Below are 24,658 nucleotides of genomic sequence, written 5' to 3' on the forward strand. Positions count from 1 at the left end.
GTGTCATATATCCAAGCGACCATCTTATGGCGCTTTAAGTCCTCATGGTGGATGTCCAAATTAGGGCTTTGCTCAAAACACTAGGAGGAGATCATGGCATGTGGCGAGCGTGTAGAGGTCACTGAGACCTATTGGTCTGTTTGTTGGAAATGGTTTGTTCCTTATCCTTGTAAGAAGTCACGAACAGTGACTCGCTACCAATACGATTTTACTCCCTGGCGCACGAGATTCAGTTGGTCTCCCTTTCGTCGTAAGTACCAAGGTTGTTGTGGCGGTTTGCTTTACGAATGGAGCTACTGGACTTGGAGTCCATTTGGCACTGGCAATGGTCCGTGGGTTTACACTCCTTGGAAGTATTACTCCAAGGGGACAATCGGCTCAATCGGCAACTGTCCATTCAATGATGGTGGGGACATTCTTTAACACGAACCAGCACTGAGACGCGGATTGAAGGGCAATCTGTCGTTTCCCGTCGGTAAGTTGCTGCAATTCGATGTTCGTTTGTCGACGGTTGGTTTCGCGGTAACGCGAGTACAAGTGCTTTGAAGTAAGCATTACTTCGCAGGCCGTACACCTAACTCACTTCAGGCGACTTAGCTGGCCTCGGAATGCGAGTGCCTTCCAATCTTGGAAGACCAGTTCAAATTTATTGTGTAGCTGAATAAGTCTGGGAACTTTCTTAAGTCAATTGAGAAGGAGGTAAACCATGGCACGCAAAGTAATTCGAATTAATCTGGAGCTTGATCATATTCATTGTTATGACGAAGGGGATGGTTGGGGGAGTGCGGAGCCCTACTTGTGGACCGTATTCTTTAAAGTGGATGGAGGTACTGTTCAGCTCACTGAGTCACTGAGTTTGTCCGGTACTCCAACCACGCACAATACTCCTGGGAGCCACGGGAATCTGGGTGACACTGACGTCGACGCAGGTGACAACGTAACCATTCCCGCTTCCATTGGTGAGTGGGAAACATACTTGAAACCGATTCCGGTCCCTGCCAGTTTTTCCAGCTTACTGGGAGATGTTGGCGGGGTAGTGGGGGTTGTGGCTATTCTCATGGAAGAGGACAACGTGACTGACGACGGTGCAGATGCGGGGCACGCGGCGGTGAATTCGTCGGTACGTGATGCATTGCAACAAATCGTCGACACTCGTTCTCTCACGAATCAAGATGTCTCCGAAGAGGAGATCAGCGGATTCACCGGAGTGATCGAAAGCAAGATTAAGGATGCAATTGTCGCTCAGCAAAATGCCTTTGAAAACTTCTGGAGTTGGCTAAACCCGGATGACACTATCGGAGTCAAAGTGTTTGTATTCAAACACGATGATCTCGATCCCGCCGTTACACAGAACTTTTCTCATCGCTGGAAGAACGAGGGTGACTGGGAGCTATTCGGCCATATCACTTCCACGCCGTTATGTCCGGCTAAGGCGTTGAACGCGTTGTTTGAAGGCATAGGTGGGAAAAGTGACTCTTCTGGCGCGAGTGCATCTGCCACGAGCAAGGCGAACCTGGGAGAAAAGTGCATGGAACCCTCTGTTGATTTGGAGCCAATGCGCAGATTCCGGGATGGTGATTACCGTACCATGCCTGGCCTTGAGCGTTGGTTCAGGTTAGCAGAGCGCCACGCCGGACGGATCGTAGGTCTTGCGCTCACAGACCCTGACTTACGTGCATCTGCGCGCAAAATGCTGGAATGGGGCAATCTCATTGCACATCAACCCGAGGCGGTGTTAGCGAAAGAGCATGTGGAGCATGCTGAACGCCTGTTGACTGCTTTGTCCAAGCACCGAAACCGTCATGCACGTATCGATGCGCGCCGTGCTCTGTCGATTCTCAGTGCGATAAAAGGAAAAACCCACCGTGAAGCAATGGCATTTCTAGCAGGCACAGCACCGGCCAGACATCCGACGGTCGAAGGAAACACCTGCGCCCGAATCCTTCCAAATAACAAGCGCACGTAATTGGACGCTTCACGAAAGGCAAAATGTTGATTGCTAGCGACTAGAACATTCGTTGGCTTCAGCAAAACACTTATGCTGGCCAGCAAGTCGATACGCCAAACCACAAGCGTTTCGCTTAAAGGCGGCAGGTGAGTTGGTACGAGCAGCTATGAACGGTTGGTATCTGCAACAAACGCGACTCATCCCCAATGAAAGCGGCGCCACTCGGCGCCGTTTTTATTGGGTTGCGCATCGACACTGGAGTGGGCGCTTTAGCAAAAAATGCATTTCGAGCCAATGTTCCCCTTATGGAAGAACCACTTGTGGATTCTGGTGCTTCCGGTAAGTTGAGGGTTCAGAGAATTGGGCTCGGAGTGAGAGCACCAACAGGAGTACTGAGCATACGGCTTGCGGATTAGGCCTCGTATTAACGCTTCAACAAGGGAACAGGGCGTGAAGATGCGAATTGCACTCTCCTTTTTACTGCTTATCTCCATCTCAGTATCGGCCAACGACGCCAAGATCGACCTGAGGGAGTTTGCCCAGACCTACTTCGACAGAATGACCGAAACTCAGGCGCCGGATGCCACCGGTGAGGCGCTTGAATCCTATTTGGCCCTGTTGACCGATGATGTGGGGCATACCCATCTGCCCTGGCAAACCGATGGTGCCCGTCTGCCGGATGGTAAGGCCGCAATGAGAGAGGGGATGACCTTCTACCTGGGCGCCCACACCCACTACCGGGCAGAGTTGCTGGATGTGTTTGTCTTTAACCACTCCGCTATTGCCATTCGTTACCGCAATCACGCCAAAGGGGTACACCCGCAAACTCAGCAACCCATTGAGTACACACAAACCATGATGGAGGTGCTGGAGATGGAGGAGGGCAAAGTGGCGGTGATTCGGAAATATCACGAATGACCGAGAGCCCAAACGAGTCTGGGGACTTTGAGAGAGAAATGCGCGAACTCTATCGTGGCTGTGATCTTTACAGGGACGATAAAGAATCCAACAGCAAAAGGTGGATATGAAAAAGCTAAAGGCTCTGCTGGAAAACAAAGGATTGGACAACAGCCCTCACTATTTATTGAGTCAGGAGCTTGAGTTTGAATACGCTAAATCGATCGTGACCTATTCAGTGGCGTTCATTGGGGTGTCGTCACCTTGAAATCGGCATTATCCATCGATACACCCATCGAAGAGGGCTTGTCTGTTGCCATCACGGCTGCTGTGCTTTCCGCCGTGATATCGTTTGAAAATCAGCAGGGCATCATCAGGGACCTACGCTTGAAGAGAACGCCCAGCTACTTTCGGACTTTGTACCGGAAGTTTGCTGCGCCCATGTGTCTGGGTGTGGCCATTGGCTATGCGTTGATCTATTTCGGAGTGCTGGTGTAAATGGGGAGGGCTACAGTGGCTCACGTGCTCAGCTGGACACTCATCTGTAGAGCCAGCGATCCTGTTGTGGCGACGGTTGCCTTTTCCCGTTTAATCCGTGTGCCACAGGCAGCAGGCTACGGCAAGATCCCCATTCTGAACCGGTGAGGCTGCGCTTCGCCGACCCTTTCATACCATCGGCATCCACCAAGGCTCCCTGGCCACCGCCCATATCAGGGCACAATCCGCCACCTTTGCGCAGCAGGAGTGGTGGTCGGAAAGGCGCCAGGATTGACCGATATTTGTCAGGTATCTCTGGACGCTATCGGCTTTCGAAATATTCTGGTTCAGGGTCTTTGATATAAACCGAGTTTATGATTTAGTCTTAGAAATAAATTCACGGGATAATTTGACAGCATGAGTATGGACAATGTCAGAAGGATAGCACTATCTCAGAATTCACTGGTGCGAATCGCTTTTCTCTGCGCGTTGATTTTTCTCACAAGCTGTTCAAGCACTCCACTCCCAGAGCACACTGAATTTACCCATCATATAGGTCGTGATACAGCGAGTTACCTTCAAAAGACAACGACAGAATTAAGGGCTGATGGAATTGAGGAAAATGATAGCGGCTTTTTCATTCTGGCTAACCCTATCGATGCACTGGTGGCCCGTGCAGCCTTGATTCGAAAAGCTGAGCATACAATAGATGTTCAGTACTATATTTACAAAAGTGACCTAACCGGAAAAATACTAGTAAAAGAGATGCTGGATGCAGCAGATCGAGGTGTGCGCGTGAGAATTCTTCTCGATGATTTTGGTAGTTTTGGCAATGATAAGGGTCTGATTGCTCTCAATGCACACCCTAATGTATACATTCGGTTATTTAATCCTTTCAAACGTAGTGGCTCAATGTCTCTTCAACTACTGACAGGATTTGGGAAAAAGACACGACGGATGCACAACAAAGCGCTTATTGCGGATAATCAATTGTCAATAGTTGGTGGTAGAAATATCGGCGACGAATACTTTGGTGCAAACCCCAGTGTCGTTTTTGATGATCTCGATGTTCTATTAACCAACCCGGTGACCAATGACATTTCACAAGTGTTTGATGAGTTCTGGAATAGTTCAAAGTCTCGTCCCGTATCTGAAAAAATTGATATGAGTTTTGATGATGAGCAGTTAATTCAACTCAGACACAACTTAGAAGAAGAACTGGCGGCTCACCAAAACTCTGAGTACTCTATTGCTATTAGAAATAGTCGGTTGGTGAATAAAGAAACTCTTTCTGAATTCAGTTTCCGCTGGGCCGGATGCAAACTGAAAGCGGACAGTGTTGAGAAAATCAGAGCTGAGCGTGATGCAGAATCCTTGATGCTGGCTCCACAACTGGCTTCACTGCTTAAAAGTCTGTCTGAACGATTTATCGTGGTCTCTCCCTATTTTGTGCCAGGAGAAAAGGGGGTAGCCTTTTTCAAAACATTAAGAGATCGAAACGTGGAAGTCATTGTTGTCACTAACTCTCTGGCTTCCAATGATGTGGCGATCGTTCACTCTGGTTACAGCAAGTATCGACGTGACTTAATTGAGTTAGGTGTAAAAATCTACGAAATAGATGGGAGAGATTTTGAAAGTAGACCAAGCGGATCCCTGTCTGAACGCTTTGCTTCACGGTCCAGCCTTCATGCCAAGTATTTCGTCTTTGATGACACGGCGACATTCGTTGGCAGTTTTAACTTCGATCCGCGTTCTTTCTATGAAAACACTGAAGTCGGTGTCTCCATTTACTCGTCTGAGTTGAGTCAGGCACTGGCCGATGAGGTGCTGAAACAACTGCCATTGGAGGCATTTGAAGTAACACTGAATGATAAAGGATCGCTTCAATGGCAGTTGGGAGATGAGATTTTTGACAAGGAGCCGGGTACCAGTTGGTTTAAACGAGTACTCAATGTGATTATGGGTTGGCTACCGGTAGAATCACAGCTGTGAATTTAATGGATGAGGTCGCTGGGCGGGCTTAAGGTTCATTATTCGCTTGCTGACCATGACGACGGTCCATAAAGAAAGGCGCCTTTCGGTGCTGTTTTCGGTTCTCTTACTCCCACACCCTATGCAGGAGGTGGAGGTGATTATCGCACTGCTCGAATGTCACCGACGACTTGAGTGCGGCTCCAGCTCATCGCGTCCTAATCCTGTCCATCTTCGTGCACACGCACTTCAACTCCGACAGGCTGATTGACCTCTAGCGCGTACCCGCCAAAAACCGCCACGCCTCTCTTTAATCATTCTCGCCATCCCTCTCACCATGCGGGGTGCGGCAGGCTCCATCCAATCCGATCCGCGCAGCTCATTCGGTGCCCGGTCGCCTGAGCACCTCAGCGAGGGGAGGGCGAAAAATCGTGCACTCAGTTCAAATTAATCAATTTTTATATTGAAATGAGAACGATTCGCATTACAATCCAGTCCCAACTTAATCCGGGCGCTGACTCGAACCCAGCGACCCTTTTGGAGGAACCGATGATGAAACTCTCCCCCCTGTTCAGTGCCATGCTGATGGCTGGTTTATGTGCGCCAGCCAGTGCCCTGGCAGCGGAATCCAGCGAACAATCTGTCGACGAAACCCTGATTGTTCGTGGTAACAGCTTTGACGACTACAAGGTGGACAACGCCAGTGGCGCGATGCGGGGTGACATTCCCCTGCTGGACACCCCTCAGTCCGTTACCGTGATTCCGGAGATCGTCATCGATGAGCAGCTGGCAACCACCCTGAGCCGGGTACTGGTCAACGACGCGTCGGTTACCGGGGGCTCGCAGAAGTGGAATCGGGAGGTGTTCTCTCTGCGTGGTTTCGAGCTGGACTCCGGCAGCGGTTATCTGCGGGACGGGATGCAGCACTGGTCTCACTATGTTCAGCCGATTGAGATCCTGGAGCGCGTCGAAGTGCTTAAGGGCCCGTCCTCCATGCTGTATGGCCAGTCCAACCCGGGTGGTCTGATCAACATGGTTACCAAGAAGCCCACCGTTGAGCGCATCACGGACTTTGGCTTCGATGTGGACGACAACGGTTCCACCCGCTACCAGATCGACCTTGGCGGTGCCCTGGTGGACTCCGGCGCACTGCGCTACCGCGCTGTGGGCGTGAAGCAGGACACCAAGGAGTGGCGTGAGTACACCAATGGCGAGGAGCGTGAGCGTGACCGCTGGCTGGGTTCATTGATGGTGGAAGGGGACATCGGCCAGTGGGGCACTCTGTCGGTCCACTATGACAAAACCAGCGATAAGGCAGGCATCGACCGGGGCGCCATTCTGGATGCCAACGGCGACGTCATCGGTGATCGTGACACCATCTGGGACATGCCCTGGGCCTTTATCGACAACAACATTGAGAACTACGGCGCCAACCTGAACCTGTACCTCAGCAGCAACTGGGAAGCCAAGCTGGGCTTTAACCACCAGATGTATGATCGTCAGCGCATGGATTCTCTGCCGGGCAACCACAATGTGGCGGAAGGCACCTACGTGGTGGAGGAGTATGACCGCTACGATGATTGGGAATTTAAGACCGCCTACATCGACTTTACCGGTCTGGTTCAGGCGATGGGGATGGACCACCAGGTTCTGTTCGGCGCCAACCGCCTGGATTACCGCTACCAGCGTGTGATGGCCCGAGGCGACAAGATCACCGTCACCAACGACGGCACCAACCTGCCGGACGCTCCGGTGTTCGCTGCGGATGACTACACGGTTTACGACGCGTCCACCTACGATTACTACGGCGTTTACCTGCAGGATTTGGTGACCGTAAACGAACACTGGCAGGTTCTGGTGGGGGTTCGTTACGACAAACTGAATGATGACGCCAATGGCGACTCCGATTCCCTGCTGCCAAAAGTAGGCCTGATCTACCACCCGGTAGACAACGCCTCTATCTACCTGAACTACAGCGAGAGCTTTGTTCCTCAGGGCACCGTAATTAACGAAGGCCCCAACGGCGATGAAGAGCTGAACCTGGACCCGGAGATGGGTACCCAGTGGGAGTTGGGCTACAAGTGGGAGTTGTTTGATCAGCGCCTGATGCTCTCTGGTGCCGTGTTCGACATCCTTAAGGACAACATCACCATCACCGAAAACGTCGATGGCTTCGACATCACCACTCAGGGGGGCGAGCAGCGTCACCGTGGTCTGGAGATGGCGGCACAGGGACAGGTTAGCGACAGCTGGTTCCTGATGGCGTCCATGATGTACCTGGATGCCAACTACGAAACCCACGACAAGTACCAGGACAAGACGCCCATCGATGCGCCGGAGTGGACCGCCAGCTTGTGGTCCCGCTACATGATGACCGAGGACCTGGCCCTGAACGCCGGCCTGTTCTACGAAGGAGATCGCTTCGCTGACGCGGACAACACCATCGTCAAAGATGGCTACGTTCGGGTGGATGCGGGCCTCTCCTACGGGATGAAACTGGCCAACACCGAGCTGGATTTCCGCCTCAATGTGGAGAACCTGTTCGACAAGGAGTACCTGAGTGGTGGTAGCAGCACCATCAACGATGGCATCTACAACGGCGACGTGGCGATCGGTAATGGCCGGACTTTCCGTGCCTCAGTACAGGTGGCGTTCTAAGCGTCGGCGCTCAACACTGTTCTAACCAGCAAGCAAGTCAAAGCGGGCCATAAGGCCCGCTTTTTTTGACTCTGAATCCTGTGGCGTAAACCCACGATTTCAGACGGTGTTATTGCTGCCAGGGATTCACATTGCGAACAAAAGTCTCGATGTACAGGGCTTCCACCTTGTCCCGGGCCCATTGGGTTTTGCGCAGAAACTTCAGGGAGGATTTGATGGAGGGGTTGCTGTTGAAGCAGTTCACCTGGATATGGTCATGCAACTCCTCCCAGCCGTAGTAGTCCACCAACCGGGTAAGGATGGCTTCCAGTGTCAGGCCGTGGAGCGGATTATTGGGTTGTTCTTGGCTCATGGAGCGGGTGTCCTAATGGCATTGGCGCACCATCTGCGCCGGGTCATGCGGCGCAGTCTAACAGAACCGCTCAGGGGCGCGGCACATTTCGCCCCTGAGCGAACAGTATCTGCGGGCCATCAATCGGGTCTGGTGCACTCCTCCACCAGATACGCCAGGTGACGATAACTGATGCCGCTGTGCCGGGTTAACCCGACCTCGCACATCCGGTTGGCGTAGTAGCCTTCCCGGGTCTGCTCCGGCAGTTTCTCTTTGAGGTGGCGCAGCGACTCGGCGTTGATCTCCGGCTTGAACAGGCCCTTTTCGCCGGCAAAACCACAGCAGTGGATGCCGTCGGGGCGGATCACCTGATCGGCGCACCGGGCGGCGATGGCGGCCATCTTGCCTCCGGCGTTCATATGGCTGGCAGTGCAGCCCACATGCAGTGCCACTGAGGCTTTGCGCCGATGAATCGTCAGTTTTGGCAGCAGTGTGTCTTCGATAAAATCCACCGCATCCAGCAGGGGGTAATCCACGCCTGCGTCCTGAAGGGTGCGCTTGGTGCAGGAGAGGGCATCCACAATCACCGGATGGCGACCATCTTCGGTCAGGGCTTTCAGTGCGGCGATCATCTCAGCCCGTTTGCCGTCGGCGTTTTTGTAGTCTCCCTTGGATTCCCACATCTGACCGCAGCAAAGCGCTCGGGTGTTGTCCGGCACCCGGACTTCGTAACCCGCCCGCTCCAGCAGAGTGACCATCACTTCCGGCAGGGTGGTGCCGTCCGGATCCTTTGGTGTGGGGCCAAAGGTGCGGCCGCCACAGGCGGCAAAATAGACCACCACCGGGCGACCATTGCCACGTAAGGTGGGTTTGGGCAGGGAGCCCCCCCGGGGAAAATCCGGATCCCAATAGGGCACTTCGCCGGAGATTTTGCGGCCCAATGCCATCACCTGGCCGGTAAAGGTGTCTCCGGTAAACCGGTGCAGACCATGCAGCAGGTCGAAGCCGCCACTCAGCACCTGGTTGACCGCGCCATAGTGATTGGCCTGGAAGTCCAGCACCTTCTGGGCGGTGGAGGTGAGCTGTTCGCCCCGCAGCTGGCGCACCAGCATCCCCATGTTGTTGTCCACCGGACAGGCGATGGTGCACAGCTGGCAGGCGGTGCAGGTGTCGATCACATCGTATTGCGACGCCTTCCGCATCGCTTCGGCCTCATCCCGCTGTCCGGCCTGATCCAACCGGGCGATCTCCCGCAAGGTAGTGATGCGGTGGCGGGGCGACATATTGAGAGAGGAGGTGGGGCAGGTCTTTTCGCAGAAACCGCACTCGATGCAGCGGTCCACCCAGTCGTCGACAACGGCGGCCTGCTTTATCCGCTTAATGTGGACCTCGGCATCGTCATTGAGGATCACGCCGGGATTGAGCAGCTCCTCCGGGTCAAAGGCGGCTTTGATCCGCTTCATCAACTGATAAGCCTGAGTTCCCCACTCCAGCTCGACAAAAGGCGCCACCGCGCGGCCGGTGCCGTGTTCCGCCTTCATTGAACCGTCGTACTTGTTGACCACCAGTTCGGCCACCGCCTGCATAAAACGGTCAAACTGCTCGATGTCGGTCTGGCGACGGAACATCGGCGTGATGATGAAGTGGAAGTTGCCATCCAGAGCGTGGCCGTAGATTACCCCCTCCGGATAGCCGTGGATCTGAAACAGTTCCGACAGATCGGCGGCAGCATCGGCCAGGTCTTCAACCCGAAATGCCACATCCTCAATGATCACCGAGGTGCCCTTGGGGCGTTCGCCGCCAATGATGGGAAAGAGCCCCGAGCGCATAGCCCAGTACTGGCCATAAACCAGCGGGTCGGTGCTGAACTCGATGGGACGAAGCGTATTGATGTGGCTGATGGCCTGGGCGGCCATTTCGGTGAAGCGGTGCAGGGTTTGCTCATCGTTGGCCCGGCATTCGATCAGCAGAATGGCGGTGCCCTCCGGCAACTCCGACAACCACTCCGGCATCCCCTTTTTACCGGTTACCGCTTTGATGGAGGCCCAGTCCAGCAGTTCTGCTGCCGCAACCGCTTCGGTTTTCAGGGGAGGGATGGCGGACGCCGCATCCACCATATTGTGGAATACCGCCATGGCGGAGGCCTTAAAGCGGGCTTCTTCGACGGTGCGGTAGGTGACCTCCTCGACAAAGGCCAGGGTGCCCTCAGAGCCCACCACAAGGTGGTTGATGAGATCAAAGGGGTCGCGGAAATCCACCAGCGCATTCAGGCTGTATCCCGTGGTGTTCTTAATGGCGTATTTGTGGCGAATCCGCTTGGCCAGCGCAGGGTCCGCCTGGGTGCTGGTGGCCAGCTCCGTCAGATTGGCCAACAGGTCGGGGCGGGCCTGAGCAAAGGCCTCCCGGGATGCGGTATCCCCGGTATCCAGCCGGGTGCCATCGGCAAACAGCAGTTTGGCGCTTTCAATGGTCTGGTAGCTGTTCTGGGCGGTGCCACAGCACATCCCGGAAGCGTTGTTGTTGACGATGCCGCCCACCATGCAGGAGGCGAGGGTAGCGGGATCCGGACCTATCTTTTTATCAAAGGGCTTGAGACTGGCGTTGGCTTCGGCGCCGATGACGGCTGCCCCCAGGGTAACGCTTTCCCGGTCGTCACTGATCCGGATCTGGCGAAAACCGTCGTAGCCCAGCATCACCAGAATCCCCTCACCAACGGCCTGCCCGGAGAGGCTGGTGCCTGCTGCCCGGAAGGTTACCGGAGCCTGATGGGCGCGGGCGACGGCAAGGGTGGCGGCCACTTCATCCGGGTGGTTCACCCGCACCACTAACTCTGGAACGATGCGAAAATAGCTGCCGTCGGTGGACCAGGCGAAGCGGCGAACCGGATCATCGGTAACCGCTTGCTCGCCCAGTGCTGCCTTCAGATCGTCGTGAACCTTGGTGTAATTGATGGCCATCCCGGTTCCCTTTGTCGAATAGGGTGCTCGTTCGACGATAGGAAACGCAGGCGATCTCGTCCAGTGCGATCAGATCCCGATGGTCTGTTCCGGACGCTGGGGAAAGTGCTTATCCAGCACGTATTCATCGTAGGCGGCGAGGGCGCGGGTCATCTTGTTCAGATAGCGGTTGGCGGCTGCCTGACTGCGAACCGGTTTACGGAGCAGGTTGCCGGGGCCGACATTGTAGTGGGAGAGGGCGCAGGCGTAGGGGGCGAACTCGTCGTCACAGAAGCGGGTTTTGTAGTGAGACAAGACGACGCCGGCACACAGCACATTGGTGCGGGGCTCGGAAACATCGCCGCAGGCCTGTTCCCAAATCTTCGGCATGATCTGCGCCGGGCCGATGGCGCCCACCACCGACACCGCCTGGTCACGGAAGTGGCTCTCGGTGTGGATCAGGGCGGCAATCAGCTCTTTGGGTACGCCGGAGTAGGCGGCAGATTCCAGAATGTATCCAGCGTAGCGACGGGCTTTGTCCGGGCTCAGTTGATAGGCCTCGACCAGACGTCGGGAGTAGGCGTCCACCTCTTTCTGAGGGGAGAGGCTATCCGCTTCAAATGCTGGAAGATCAAGGGCCTGTCGACGGGCGGACTCGGTGACGGTGTCACCAAGGACGGCATCGCAAAGTAGGGCTGATGCGCCAAGAACGGCGCCGCTGGATAATGCTCTAAATGTCATTTTCATGGCGCGCATTATGCCAGAAAACTGACGCCGCAAATCTAACGCATTGTAAAAACTGGGTAAAAGTCTGGTGTAAAGACAGGGCTACGCTTCGTCATCCTGAACCGAGATGGCGGCCTCGCACATTGCCAGCCAGTAAGGGGGCCGTTGATGGTGGCGTTGTGCCTGATGCTCGGCCCGGGTCTTGTGGTGGCGTACCCAGTCACACAGGCCGCGAAACGCCGGGCTGGTCCAGAAAAGGGAGTCGGGAATGGGGGCGGTGGGACCGGTTCGGATCGGCAGACCAAATGCCTCGGCGACCACGCCAACCTCCTTTTCGGTCAAGGTACTGAGCGCAATGTGTCCTTTCAGATCAAACACCCACCAACCCGGGTGGGAGGGGAAGTCATGGGCCAGGTAGGCTTCTCCGACCGCCAGACTGTCGCCGCCTACCACTTTCAGGTGGGGCCCATCGGTCGTTACCATGCCTTCAAAATCACCGGACGCCATTGTCAGCAGGTAGAAACGGTTTGCCATATCTCCTCCGACCCTGAATGCTCCTACTGAACAGTGTAGGCGGGAAAATGCCGTTTTAGCTCAAGGATTAATTGGCGGCTAAGCAAGCCGATGGCCACCGTGTGGTACAGCATTCCGGAGAGGGAACCCAGACTCAGGGCAAAGATCAGATTAAGGCCACTGCAGATCAGCAATCCCCAACGCAACCGCTCGCCCTGAACGGTAAAGAGCAGCAGGCTGCTTAACATCGCCGCCGCGACCGCACACCACTCGCTCCAGTGTTGGGCCAGCAGCAGGCCCTGAAGTGCCGCACCTAGGGCAAATATGAGGGCGAGCCGGACAGAAGGGCCACGGCGGGCCAGGCCAAAGCGCAGGGCGGAGAGCATCTGGGTTGCCATTCCCAGAGGACTGCCGAGCAGCGCAAGGTGCAGCGCGGTGGCGCAGGCGGCTGCCAGGTTACCGGTGAGCAAGCGGCTGTCCTGTTGCTGTGCGCTGGCCCACCAGCCCATCAGCATGGCGATCCCTCCCAGGATCTGCGCTGCCCAGTAAACCTCGTTGCCCTGCATCTTCGCCCGTCTCAGAAAAAGGGCGCTATTGTCCGTACTTCTGTCACCGAGTCTGTGATCGATGGTGAATATTCCACCAATTCAGGCTGGGTAAGGTGAAAAAATGTGCGCCATGCCACGGGAAACGGCGCTGTCCGCAGAGTGACGTTTGTGGGAAGTACGCACTGATTGACCGGCTTTTGGGAAGGGACTTTGGGCCAATGCGCATAAGAAGCTCAAAAGCGGTCACAGCTTCGGTTTTCCGGACTTTGTTATAACGCGTTGGCGGGTATAGTAGGGCCGCTTACCACCTAGGGAACCCCAATGTTTTTTAACAATAAGAAGAAATTAGAGGCCCTTGAGGCCCGTTGTCACGAACTGGAACAACAGGTTCTGACCCTTGAGCAGGAGCGCGCTGCCAACCAGCGACTTGTTGAAACGACAGAGTTGGAGCTGTCACGCACCGCTCAGCAACACGAAACCCATGAGCAGTCGATGACACTGCTGCTCAGAAGTTATTTTGGTGTGGGGGACGTGCGCCAGACGGTGGCGGACCTCTCTATGGCGATGCTGGCCCAACGGGAGCAGGTGACCGGCTCTGCTGTCCTTTATGACCAGTCGATCCAGGTGCTGGAGCGCATCCACCGTGAGCTGGAGCGGGTATCGGGTCAGGCGGAAGCCAGCCTGGCCAGCCTTGGCCAGCTTAAGCAGGCGGCAAAGCGGATCGACGAGTTTGTGGGCGTGATCGGCAACATCTCCGAGCAAACCAACTTGCTGGCCCTGAATGCGGCGATTGAAGCCGCCCGGGCGGGCGATCAGGGTCGCGGCTTTGCGGTGGTAGCCGGTGAGGTACGGGATCTGGCCGAACGCGCCAACACCGCCAGCAGTGAAATCAGCCAACTGATGAGTCGCATCGAGGCGGACACTGACAGCACTGACCGCCACCTTCAGGACACCCATGATATCTGTGAGTCCCTGGTTAAGGAGGCCAATGAGGGCCTGCAGGCGGTGCAGGAAGCACTGGCGCTCTCCAAGGAGATGCATGGCGCCATCGAGCGCAATGCGGAGCTGGGCTTTATTGAAACCGTGAAGATGGACCACCTCAGCTGGAAAGCCACCGTCTACCGCGCCGCGGTATCCGGAAAAGCGGAGGGCGACATGGGGGATCACACCACCTGTCGTCTGGGTCAGTGGTACTACTGTGGAGATGGCCGGAAATACCACATCGGCAAAGCAGAGTTCGCGGCACTGGAAGCGCCCCACAAAGCGGTGCATGAGTTCGGTGTGGCGGCGTTGGAAGCGGTGGCGGAAGGGAAACCAGCCGGGTCGTTACTGCTGGCGATGGAGGAGGCCAGCGATGCCCTGATGCAGGGGTTGGATCGTCTGGTTCAGTCCTGAGGCCCAGTCATAAAGCACAGTCGTAAACCGATAAAAAAACGGGACGCCAGGCGTCCCGTTTTCTGTTGCTCAGTCTCACTCAAACATCAGGCCGGCGACCTGCTCATAGCGATCGGCGAAATGCACGGTGATGCCCTCTTTGACGTAGTCAGGCAGCTCATTGAAGTCGCCACGGTTCGCTTCCGGCAGAATCACCGTGGTGATCTTCTGACGCTTGGCGGAGATCACCTTTTCGCGGATACCACCCACCGCCATCACCTGGCCTGACAGGCTCAGTTCACCGGTCATGGCCATCCCTTTGCGCGGGGCACGACCCAGTGCCAGAGAAAGCAGCGCCGTGGTCATGGTGATGCCGGCACTTGGCCCATCCTTGGGCGTCGCGCCATCGGGCACGTGCAGGTGGATATGAGCATTATCAAAGTAGTGTTCAGGGGCTCCGAGGTGACTCAGGCTGCCACCTTCGCCGATGCCCGCACTGACGTAGCTGTGGGCGATGGTGGCGGACTCCTTCATCACGTCGCCCAGTTGGCCTGAGAGGTGCAGGCCGCGGCGCTGCTCATGGATGCGACGCGCCTCAACCGGCAGTGTGGCACCTCCCAGTGAGGTCCAGGCCAGGCCGGTGACAATGCCGACGCCACAGAGGAGATCCTCTGGCTTAAAGCGGGGCATCCCAAGCATCGGCTCAATCTCTTTAAGGCCGATGGTGGCTTTTTCGTTGCCACTTTCCATCAGTTTGACCACGGACTTGCGCACCAGCTTGGCGAGCTGCTTTTCGAGGGCTCGAACCCCCGCTTCACGGGCATAGCCATCAATCACCATACGCAGTGCCGGATCGCTGATCCTCAGTTGGCTGCGTTTCAGACCCGCCTTCTGCAACTGGCGCGGCCAGAGATGGTGTTTGGCGATCGCCAGCTTCTCTTCCGCCAGGTAGCCGGAGAGGCGGATCACATCCATCCGGTCCAGCAGCGGTCCGGGAATGCTGTCCAGGGTGTTGGCGGTACAGACAAACAGGGCTTTGGAGAGGTCAAGACGCTGGTCGAGGTAGTGGTCCAGGAACGCCACGTTCTGTTCCGGATCCAGGGTTTCCAGCAGCGCCGAGGCGGGATCGCCCTGGTAGCTTTTGCCCATCTTGTCGATCTCGTCCAGCATGATCACCGGGTTCATCACCTCCGCCTCTTTCAGCGCCTGAACCAGCTTGCCGGGCATGGCGCCGATGTAGGTGCGTCGGTGACCCTTGATCTCAGCCTCGTCGCGCATCCCCCCAACACTGAATCGGTAGAAGGGGCGGCCCAGACATTCGGCGATCGATTTGCCGATGGAGGTCTTGCCCACGCCGGGCGGTCCCACCAACAGGATAATGGAGCCACTGATCTCACCCTTAAAGGCGCCAACCGCCAGAAATTCGAGAATGCGATCTTTGACGTCAGCCAGACCATCGTGGTGTTTATCCAGCACCTTGCGGGCGGTGGGGAGGTCGATGTTGTCCTCCGCCAGTACGCCCCAGGGTACCTGGGTCAGCCAGTCCAGATAGTTGCGGGTGACCGCGTATTCCGGGGAGCCGGTTTCCAGTACCGACAGCTTCTGCAGCTCTTCGGTAAAGCGTTTATTGACCGCATCCGGCAGAGTTTTTCCCTTCAGGCGTTCCTGAAACTCCTCGGCGTCGGAGGTTTTGTCGTCCTTGGACACCCCGAGTTCACGCTGGATCACCTTAAGCTGTTCACGCAGGAAGAACTCCCGCTCGCGCTGCTCCAGCTTCTGGTTCACCTGCTCACTGATCTCGCTGTGCAGCTTGGCTGCATCCAGCTCGTTTTTGAGCAGGGCCAGGGTTTTCTCCATGCGCGGCAGCAGGCTGACGGTATCCAGCACACTCTGGAGCTGCTCCGCCTTGGCGGTGGTGATCGCCGCGCCAAAGTCGGTCAGCGGAGAGGGCTCATGGGGACCAAAGCGCTCAAGGTACTGCTTGAGCTCTTCGGAGTAGAGCGGGTTGAGGGGGATCAGCTCCTTGATCACAGCGATCATGGCGATGGCGTACGCCTTGATCTCCTTGGTGTCCGGGTGCTCTTCAATGGGGTAGGACAGCTCGGCCAGGTAGGGCTGTTCGTCACTGACCCAACGCAACAGGTTAACCCGCTCCATCCCTTCGGCAACGAAGTTGAAGTGGCCATCTTCGTTTTCCCGAATCTCATGCACGCGCACCACGCAGCCGGTTTTGGCCAGCGCGTTCTTATCCAGAACACCGTCGGCGGCATTGGGCTGATGGGAGTAGAAGAGCGCCATCAGCTTATGATCGCTCTCCTTCACCGCCTTGAGCGTGGCCTCCCAGTGGCGGCCTTTGACCGCAACCGGCATCACCTGGGCAGGGAAAAAGGGACGGTTCTGCACCGGCATCACCGGAAGGGTATCCGGACGATGGGGTTGGGCGGGGATCAGCTCAGTGCCGCTCTCTTCGGGTTCGTCCATATCCAGGTGCCAGTCAGCGTTGAATTCGATGGTTTGGGTCATGCGTCTGCAACACGTTGCCAATGATAGTGGGGATCTGGGGATGATGAGGCAGATTTGCAAGGTCATCCCGGGGCGACTGGTCAGGGAGTGAGCAGTCGGGCGCAGCAAATCCCGATTTTTGGTCATACCAGCGAACCAAAGCGCGAACTTCGTCACGCTTAAGATCAATGGCGATGTTGGCAGGGGAACCCGATTGATAGCCTTAGCGTCAGAAAAATCCGGGACTTCGCCCCGAGACAACATTTTCGACAGGTGGCCTAAGTAGCCACCGGCATGATGGACTGTGATGATCGAGATTACCCTGGACAGCAAAGTAGTGGTCGCCGAGAAGGGCGTCCGTCTGTTGGATTTCGCCAAGAGTCAGGGAGTGGCCATTCCCACACTCTGTGAGCGCAACGTCGATGGGCCCAAGGTGCCCTGCGATCTTTGCGTGGTCGAGGTGAACGGTGAGCTGCAACGCAGCTGTGAACTCACCCTGGCGGAACCGATCACCGTGGTCAGCCACTCCGAAGCGATCACCGCCCACCGCCAGGCCGCACTGAAACGGATTCTGGCGGACCATCACGCCGATTGTGAAGCCCCCTGTAAAACCGCCTGTCCTGCGGCGGTTGACGTTCAAAGCTACCTCTACCACATCGCCCAGGGCGATGCCGTCGCCGCCACCGCAGTGGTCAAGCAAAGCTTGCCGATGCCCCTCTCCATTGGCCGTGTCTGTCCCGCCTTCTGTGAAACGGAGTGCCGCCGTACCCTGGTGGATGAGCCGCTGGCGATCCGCCAACTAAAACGCCATGCGGCGGACATCGATCTCGATGGCGAGCCCCACCTGGCCCCGATAGAAGCCCCCATTGGCAAAAAAGTGGCGATCATCGGCGCCGGACCGGCCGGTCTGGCGGCAGGTTACTACCTCACCCATGATGGCGTTGAGGTGGACGTGTTTGAAGCGATGCCGGAAGCGGGCGGCTGGCTGCGTTACGGCATTCCCGAGTACCGTCTGCCCAAAGCCACTCTGCGCAAAGAGATTGAGCTGATGTGCCGCGCTGGCATGCGCATCCACACCAACACCGCGTTGGGCCGTGAGATCCAGCTCGATACCCTGAAGCAGGAGTATGACGCCGTCTGTCTGGCTATCGGTGCCCAGAAAGCGGTGCGGATGGATTACCCCGGTTCCACCCTGGAAGGGGTGATTCTGGGTGTGGATTACCTTAAAGCGTTCTCCTCCGGCCTGCCCGTTGCCACCGGCAAAAAGGTGGCGGTGGTCGGGGGTGGCAACACCGCCATCGACTGTGCCCGAACCGCACTGCGTCAGGGCGCCGAGGTGACGCTCATCTACCGCCGCACCAAGGCGGATATGCCCGCCGAGGATTACGAGATCCATGAAGCGGAGGTGGAGGGCATTAACTTCCGCTTTATGTCGGTGCCGGTGGAGAACCAGGCCGATGACAATGGCCGGGTATGCCGGGTTAAGGTGGAGCGCCTCGAACTGGGCGAACCGGATGCCTCCGGTCGTCGCAGTCCGCAGCCCACTGGCGAATTCGAGTGGATGGAGTTTGATACCGTGATTCCGGCGGTGAGTCAGAAGCCGGACACCAGTTTTATTCCGAAAGGAGCGATCCCGCTGACCCGCTGGAACACCGCCGACGCCTGCCCGGACAGCCTCCATACCGGTATCGATAACGTCTTTGCCATCGGCGATTTCCGCCTGGGTCCGGCTACCGCGGTGGAAGCGATCGGGGAGGGGCGTCGCAGCGCTGAGGCGATGCTGCGCTTCTTCAAAGAGGGTCAGTTCCGTCCTGAACCGGTGCAGTTTAATGCCCGTAAAGCCGCCAGCCTGAAAGAGGTGGAAGCGCGCTTCTACGACGAGATCCCCTTTAAAGCCCGCCTGAAAATGCCGGAGCTGCTGGGCGAGCGCCGAACCGGTTCCTTTGACGAGGTGGAACTGGGCTTTGGTGTGGACGAGGCAATTGCCGAGGCGGCTCGCTGCCTTGCCTGTGGTTGCCAGAAGAGCCAAAGCTGCGACCTGCGTGATTACGCCACCGAATACCGGATCCGCGATGAGGATCTGCTCAATCCGGCGCCGCAGAAATTTGCGCTGGATGAGAGCTCGCCCTTTATCCGCCTTGATCGCAACCGCTGCATCAGCTGCGGCCAGTGCGTTCAGGCCTGTCGGGAGCAGGGGGTACATAATGTCCTCAACTTCCCGGATGGCCAGCCTCTGTGTCGGGTGCAGGTGGGTGAGGGCGAACTGATGGCCTCCTCCGATTGCGCCCAGTGCGGCATGTGCATTCAGGCGTGCCCGGTAGGGGCGATCACCGCCAGAACGCAGCATCAGCACGGTCAGAAAGAGACCTACAAGAAGGTCAACACCATCTGCACCTACTGCGGTGTGGGCTGTGGCCTGACCCTGCACGTGGATGAAGCGAAGAACCGAGTGGTGAAGGTGACCGGCGTTGAAGGTTCACCGGTGAATGACGGCATGCTCTGCGTTAAGGGCCGTTTTGGTTTCGACTTTATCGCCTCCTCAGAGCGTCTGACTCAGCCGCTTATCCGCAAGGATGGCGAGTTGCAGCCCGCCAGCTGGCCGGACGCCATCGCCTACGTGGCCGCTCGTCTGGGTGAGATTAAAGCGCGCCATGGCAATGACGCCCTGGCCGGTTTCTCCTCCGCTAAGGCGACCAACGAAGACAACTACCTGTTCCAGAAGTTTGTCCGTACGGCGTTGGGCACCAACAACGTGGACCATTGCGCCCGCCTGTGCCACGCCACGACGGTAACCGGTCTGGAACCGGCGGTCGGCAGCGGCGCCATGACCAACGACATTCCGAGCATTCAGCACTCGGACCTGATCCTGATCATCGGCTCAGACACCAGTAACGCACACCCGATCATCGCCTCCCACCTGAAGCAGGCGGTGAAGCGCGGTGCCCGCCTGGTGGTGATCGACCCCCGCAAGATCGATATGGCGTTCCATGCGGATCTCTACCTGAGCCAGCGCCCTGGAACGGATGTGATGCTGCTGAACGCCGTGATGCAGGAGATCCTGCGCAACGGCTGGCAGGATGACGCCTACCTCGCGGCTCGTACCGAGGGGCTGGACACACTCAATGATGAGGTGATGCGGTGTGACTACAGCCTCGATAACGCGGCGGCGGTCACCGGCATCAAGGCGGACGACATTGCGGCGCTGGCCCGGATGATCGGTACGGCGGAGCGCACCGCCGTTTACTACGCCATGGGTATTACCCAGCACACCACGGGTACCGACAATGTTCGCTCCTTGGCCAACCTGCAGCTGCTGTGCGGCAACATCGGCATTGAGGGCGGCGGCATCAACCCGCTGCGCGGCCAGAGCAACGTACAAGGCGCTTGTGATATGGGCGCTCTGCCCAACTACCTGCCGGGCTACCAGAAGTTGCCGGATGACGGTTTGATCGACCGATTCCAGCAGCACTGGGGCGCGGTGCTCTCCCGCACACCGGGTCTGAAACTGACCGAAATGGTGGACGCCATGGCTGAGGGGCAGATCAAGGGCCTCTACGTAATGGGAGAAAACCCGGTTCTGTCCGACCCGGATCAGCACCACGTGATTGAAGCGTTGGAAGCGCTGGAGTTCCTGGTGGTTCAGGACATCTTCCTGACCGAAACTGCCCGCATGGCCGATGTGGTATTGCCCGCGCACGCCTTTGCAGAAAAGGCGGGACATTTCACCAACACCGAACGCCGGGTACAGCGTCTGAATCCGGCGGTTATCGCCCCTGGTGAGGCCCGCGCCGATTGGGCAATTCTGCAATCGGTGGCCAATGCCATGGGGCTGGACTGGCACTATCAGGATGAGCGCGCAATCTGTGATGAGATCTGCGCGGTGACCCCCAGCTACCGGGGCATCACCTGGGCACGCACGGAAGCTGAGTCACTGCAGTGGCCTTGCCCGGATGCGAGCCACCCCGGCACGCCGGTGATGCATACTGAGCGTTTCCTGCTGACCGAAAAGGCGCAACTGGCGCCGGTCTCCTTCCGCGTTGCGGCTGAGCTGCCTTGCGAGGAGTATCCGCTGGTGTTGACCACCGGACGTCAGTTGGCCCAGTTCCATACTGGCACCATGACCCGCAAGACCAAGGGGCTGGATGAGATGGCCGGGCCGGTGGCGATGATAGCAGTACAGGATGCGGAGCGACTGGGTCTGGTGAATGGCCAGCGCATCAAGGTGGCCACGCGTCGTGGTGAACTGGAGGTGCCTGCCTTTATCACCAAACGGATGCAGCCGGGCGTGGTGTTCGTGCCGTTCCACTTCGCCGAGGCCGCCGCCAATGTGCTGACCAATTCGGCGCTGGATCCGGAAGCGAAGATCCCGGAGTACAAGGTATGCGCAGCCCGGGTAGTGGCAGCCTGAGCCCAGTAGATAAGTGATAAAAAAGCCCGCATTGCGCGGGCTTTTTTTGTCAGTCTTAAACCACCTCCTATGGAGGTGGTGATCGTTTCCTCGGGACTCTGCCCGTAGAGTTGGGATTTCTAAATAATTCTGCGCAAACGAATAAGCAGAATTGCCACGAAATTGAATCCATTTTGATGTTGTCGCAGATCTTTCACGGCGACAGCCGTCCACCTTGGCCGACTCGCGGCGCCGAGCGGGAACGACTGGGAATGAAGCCGAGGGCCAGGGAAGGTCCGAGTGGCCAGCCGAGCATGGAAGCGAGTCTGGCCAGAGCTGAAATGGGAAGGAGAGGGAGCGAGGGGCATTCGCCGCGCCGGAGGCAAAGGGGAGTCCAGAGGGGCGTAAGCCCTTCTGGCGGCCCCCGGGCCGCTCCCGGCAAAGGGAGTAATGGTGCATCTAAAGTCACATGCCTGTGGCATCCCCGAAAACAAAAAGCCCCCTTAAAGGGGTCTAATCAAAGCCACCTGCTATGCAGGTGGATGTTTACATCACCAATGAGCAGACGAAACACCGGTATAGGGCGGCATAAGTTATCGGCAAACGCTGCCGGAGGCTGAAGCTCACGCTACGTCCCCCCCATCCGCTCAAATAGATTTTTTTCGAATACGATTGAAATCTCCCCATTATCTCCCCATAGCTAGAGAAGGCCTCAGGGCAACCGGGTTCGGCGGAATAGGGAGATAAGATGGCGCAATCAGGGCGCAGAGATGAACGACTGCAGCAAAGCATGCTGGCCATCGGCCTGTTTCTGGCGCTGCTTTGGGCCATCAAAGGGATAGAGTGGGTCAGTGGCGCGGACCTCTCCGTGTTGGGCGTGCGCCCCGGCCAGCCCGACGGGCTGTGGGGGATACTGTTTGGGCCTCTTATCCATGGCTCGGTGACTCATCTGGCGGCCAACAGCGTCGGGGTACTGGTGTTGGGCACCGCGCTGTTCTACGGCTACCCCAACAGCCGCTGGAAGGTGGTAGCGTTGATCTGGATCGGCTCCGGCATCGGAGTTTGGCTGTTTGCCCGACCCAGTACCCACTATGGTGCCAGTGGTGTTACTCACGGTCTGTTCTTCTTTCTGTTTCTGGTGAGCCTGCTGCGGCGGGATAAACGCTCCATCGCGCTGATGATGATCGCCTTCTTTCTGTTTGGCGGCATGATCTACTCGGTGTTTCCCCGGGAGCCCGGGATCTCATACGAATCCCACTTTGCCGGTGCCGTCGCGGGGATCGCCGCCGCGCTATTATGGTGGCGCAATGACCCCATGCCTCCGGTCAAACGCTATGACTGGGAGGGCGAGGCGGAAGCGGAACCGGATGACGATGATGTGATAGGCGACCTCTGGCAGCATCCACCCACTGATTCGGATAAACCGAGAGACTCCTGATGGCCTGAGGGATAGCCAGGTGGCATTTACAGACAGCCTGAACTGACCTCACTCGTCACTTGCCTGACACAAAGCGTTGCCAGTATGTTGCAAAAATTACACCTAACACCAAGGGAATGAATGATGCAACAGAGACTGACACGGCGGCACTTTCTGAAAATCTCCGCCTATGGGGCGGGCAGCGCGGTGCTCTCTGTAGGGCTCTCAGGCTGTGGTGATGATGACAACGATGCGACCACCGGTATCACGGCACGCTTTGATCATGGCGTCGCCAGCGGTGACCCCACCACCAACGCGTTGATCCTCTGGACCCGGGTGACCCCGGAAACTGACGGTGAGGTGACCGTCAGCTGGGAAGTGGCCACCGACAGGGATTTTACGCAGCTGGTCACCACCGGCAGCACGGTGACCGACGCCTCCCGGGACTACACGGTGAAAGTGGATGCGGCAGCGCTTGAGTCCGGTCAGTCCTACTTCTACCGCTTTAAATCCGGCGAGACTTACTCCGCCACGGGCCATGGCAAAACCCTGCCCGTCGGCGCGGTGGACTCGGTGCGCTTTGGAGTCGTCAGTTGCGCCAACTATCCTGCGGGCCACTTCCACGCCTATCGAGGCATCGCTGAAGAGTCTCTGGATGCGGTGCTGCATCTGGGCGATTACCTCTATGAGTACGGCCAGGGCGGTTACGCTACCGAAGACGCGGCTGCGCTCGGTCGCGAAGTGCAACCCGCTCATGAACTGCTCAGCCTGTCTGACTATCGCACCCGCTATGCCCAGTACCGGACCGACCCCGATCTGCAGGCGGCTCATGCTGCTCATGCGTTTATCGCGGTCTGGGATGATCATGAGATCGCCAATGACGCCTGGCGCGAAGGGGCGGAAAACCATAACGAGGGGGAGGGCGAGTACGACGTCCGTCAGGTGGCGGCACTGCAGGCGTACTTCGAATGGCTCCCGATCCGCCCGCCGGGTAACGAAGCGGTCTCCGACACCATCTATCGCAGTTTCGCCTTTGGGGATCTGGTTGGCCTGCATATGCTGGACACCCGTGTGATCGGCCGTGACCAGCAACTGGATTACGGCCTCTACCTGGACCCGGCCACCGGTGCCTTTGATGCGGAGCGGTTTGTGGCGGAGGTGAGTGACCCGAACCGGACGCTGCTGGGGGCGGAACAGCTGACCTGGCTACAGGGCACACTGCTCAGCGATACCGCCACCTGGCAGGTGCTGGGACAGCAGATCCTGATGGGCCGAATGGTGTTGCCGGCGGCCATTGCCACCCAGCAAATGAGCATTCAGGAATTTGCCGATCTGGCCTATGTGGCTCAGTTGGCTCAGCGCGCGCAAGCGGGTGACACGCTGACTCAGGAGGAGCAGGCGTACCTTATCGCCAACGCCCACCGTCTTACGCCGGAAGTGATTGCGGCGCTGCAACTGCCCAGCATCCCCTATAACCTGGATGCGTGGGACGGTTATGCCTACGAGCGGGAAGTGGTGTTGGGCACCGCACTGGCGGCCAACGCCAACCTGGTGGTGCTGGCGGGGGATACCCATAATGCCTGGGCCAACAACCTGTCCGACATCGAAGGTAAGCCGGTTGGGGTGGAGTTTGCCACCGCATCGGTGAGTTCTCCGGGGCTGGAGGAGTATCTGGGGATTGCACCGGAGGAGGTGGAAGCCACGGAAGCGGGCATCGTCTCACTGGTTTCGGGCCTGGAGTATCTCAACGCGGCCGACCGGGGGTATATGACGGTCACCTTTACCGCCGACAAGGCGGAAGCGAGCTGGCAGTTTGTGCGGGACATCAAGAGCGCTGAATATGCACTGGAACCGGCCCGGGCCTACGCTGCGAGCGTGACTGCGGGCAACAAGCAGCTCGATACGTTGTAAGACGGCAAAAAAAATAGAAAACCCGGGCCATGGCCCGGGTTGTTCCGTTTTTTGCAGGGAAC

Annotated in this window: 14 protein-coding genes and 1 pseudogene; 9 read left to right on the forward strand and 6 right to left on the reverse strand. The window is 57.5% G+C overall.

Annotated features, from left to right (window positions below; translation table 11 throughout):
* Positions 1-706 precede the first annotated feature (706 nt).
* The 4 genes from KUV52_RS12645 (at position 707) to KUV52_RS12660 (ending at position 7,951) form a co-directional block, all read left to right on the forward strand.
* Positions 707-1,966, forward strand: coding sequence for a hypothetical protein (locus KUV52_RS12645; RefSeq protein ID WP_222526295.1), 1,260 nt, complete (start codon positions 707-709; stop codon positions 1,964-1,966).
* A gap of 432 nt (positions 1,967-2,398) precedes the next feature.
* Positions 2,399-2,866, forward strand: a complete 468-nt coding sequence (locus KUV52_RS12650) for a nuclear transport factor 2 family protein (protein WP_409996479.1) — start codon at positions 2,399-2,401, stop codon at positions 2,864-2,866.
* A gap of 873 nt (positions 2,867-3,739) precedes the next feature.
* Positions 3,740-5,314: a phospholipase D family protein gene (locus tag KUV52_RS12655; protein ID WP_222526296.1), complete on the forward strand. Its 1,575-nt coding sequence runs from the start codon at positions 3,740-3,742 to the stop codon at positions 5,312-5,314.
* A 528-nt stretch (positions 5,315-5,842) separates the two neighbouring features.
* Positions 5,843-7,951 carry a TonB-dependent siderophore receptor gene (locus KUV52_RS12660; protein ID WP_222526297.1) on the forward strand — a complete coding sequence of 703 codons (2,109 nt, stop codon included), beginning with the start codon at positions 5,843-5,845 and terminating at the stop codon, positions 7,949-7,951.
* A gap of 109 nt (positions 7,952-8,060) precedes the next feature.
* On the opposite strand, the gene KUV52_RS12665 is transcribed toward KUV52_RS12660, so the two are convergent.
* The 5 genes from KUV52_RS12665 to KUV52_RS12685 all read right to left on the reverse strand — a co-directional run bounded on the left by KUV52_RS12665 (position 8,061) and on the right by KUV52_RS12685 (position 13,023).
* Positions 8,061-8,303, reverse strand: coding sequence for a VF530 family DNA-binding protein (locus KUV52_RS12665; RefSeq protein WP_222526298.1), 243 nt, complete (start codon positions 8,301-8,303; stop codon positions 8,061-8,063).
* 119 nt (positions 8,304-8,422) lie between these two features.
* The gene (locus tag KUV52_RS12670) at positions 8,423-11,239 is read right to left on the reverse strand and encodes an FAD-binding and (Fe-S)-binding domain-containing protein (RefSeq protein WP_222526299.1); all 2,817 of its coding nucleotides are present in this window, start codon (positions 11,237-11,239) and stop codon (positions 8,423-8,425) included.
* 69 nt (positions 11,240-11,308) lie between these two features.
* On the reverse strand, positions 11,309-11,965 hold the full coding sequence (locus KUV52_RS12675; protein ID WP_222526300.1) for a transglycosylase SLT domain-containing protein: 657 nt from the start codon (positions 11,963-11,965) through the stop codon (positions 11,309-11,311).
* Positions 11,966-12,046: 81 nt separating this feature from the next.
* Positions 12,047-12,478, reverse strand: a complete 432-nt coding sequence (locus KUV52_RS12680; protein WP_222526301.1) for a hypothetical protein — start codon at positions 12,476-12,478, stop codon at positions 12,047-12,049.
* A gap of 23 nt (positions 12,479-12,501) precedes the next feature.
* Positions 12,502-13,023, reverse strand: a complete 522-nt coding sequence (locus KUV52_RS12685; RefSeq protein ID WP_222526302.1) for a YgjV family protein — start codon at positions 13,021-13,023, stop codon at positions 12,502-12,504.
* Positions 13,024-13,743: 720 nt separating this feature from the next.
* Here KUV52_RS12685 and KUV52_RS19070 point away from each other — a divergent pair.
* Together KUV52_RS19070 and KUV52_RS19075 are read left to right on the forward strand one after the other, a co-directional pair.
* Positions 13,744-13,968 (forward strand): annotated as a pseudogene (locus KUV52_RS19070) (methyl-accepting chemotaxis protein); the annotation flags it as partial.
* Between the two features lie 126 nt (positions 13,969-14,094).
* Positions 14,095-14,400, forward strand: a complete 306-nt coding sequence (locus KUV52_RS19075; protein ID WP_261390049.1) for a CZB domain-containing protein — start codon at positions 14,095-14,097, stop codon at positions 14,398-14,400.
* Between the two features lie 75 nt (positions 14,401-14,475).
* On the opposite strand, the gene lon is transcribed toward KUV52_RS19075, so the two are convergent.
* Positions 14,476-16,902, reverse strand: a complete 2,427-nt coding sequence (lon, locus tag KUV52_RS12695) for an endopeptidase La (RefSeq protein ID WP_222526304.1) — start codon at positions 16,900-16,902, stop codon at positions 14,476-14,478.
* 286 nt (positions 16,903-17,188) lie between these two features.
* On the opposite strand from lon, the gene fdhF reads away from it, so the two are divergent.
* The 3 genes from fdhF (at position 17,189) to KUV52_RS12710 (ending at position 24,596) form a co-directional block, all read left to right on the forward strand.
* Positions 17,189-21,289: a formate dehydrogenase subunit alpha gene (gene fdhF / locus KUV52_RS12700; RefSeq protein ID WP_222526305.1), complete on the forward strand. Its 4,101-nt coding sequence runs from the start codon at positions 17,189-17,191 to the stop codon at positions 21,287-21,289.
* A 727-nt stretch (positions 21,290-22,016) separates the two neighbouring features.
* A complete protein-coding gene (locus tag KUV52_RS12705) occupies positions 22,017-22,706 on the forward strand; it encodes a rhomboid family intramembrane serine protease (protein ID WP_222526306.1) in 690 nt (229 codons plus the stop codon).
* 123 nt (positions 22,707-22,829) lie between these two features.
* Complete coding sequence (locus KUV52_RS12710) at positions 22,830-24,596, forward strand: alkaline phosphatase D family protein (RefSeq protein WP_222526307.1); 1,767 nt, start codon at positions 22,830-22,832, stop codon at positions 24,594-24,596.
* Positions 24,597-24,658 lie beyond the last annotated feature (62 nt).

Source organism: Ferrimonas balearica, assembly GCF_019802055.1.
GTDB lineage: Bacteria > Pseudomonadota > Gammaproteobacteria > Enterobacterales > Shewanellaceae > Ferrimonas > Ferrimonas balearica_A.